This is a genomic window from Parafrigoribacterium mesophilum, assembly GCF_039652555.1.
Lineage (GTDB): Bacteria > Actinomycetota > Actinomycetes > Actinomycetales > Microbacteriaceae > Parafrigoribacterium > Parafrigoribacterium mesophilum.
On the sequence record NZ_JBDJAF010000068.1, the window covers coordinates 1 to 266 of the forward strand.

Annotated in this window: 1 protein-coding gene; it reads left to right on the forward strand. The window is 64.7% G+C overall.

Features of this window, described 5'->3' with window-relative positions:
- Window positions 1-266: proton-conducting transporter transmembrane domain-containing protein (locus tag ABFX56_RS16130; protein ID WP_346234370.1), on the forward strand; the 266-nt coding region annotated here is incomplete at both ends.

Below are 266 nucleotides of genomic sequence, written 5' to 3' on the forward strand. Positions count from 1 at the left end.
TGTTCCTGTTCTGGGAAGCCACCAGCGTTTTCTCCTATCTTCTGATCGGCCACTACACCGGCCGCCTGGCCAGCCGCGGTGCCACACTGCAGGCGCTGATCGTCACAACCGCCGGCGGCCTGGCCATGCTGGTCGGGCTTGTCCTGTTGGCGCAAGCCGCCGGAACCGCCAGCCTGACCAAACTGCTCGGTCTTGCCCCGCACGGGACGGTGGTAACCATTGCCATCATGCTGATCCTGGTCGGGGCGCTCAGCAAATCCGCGATC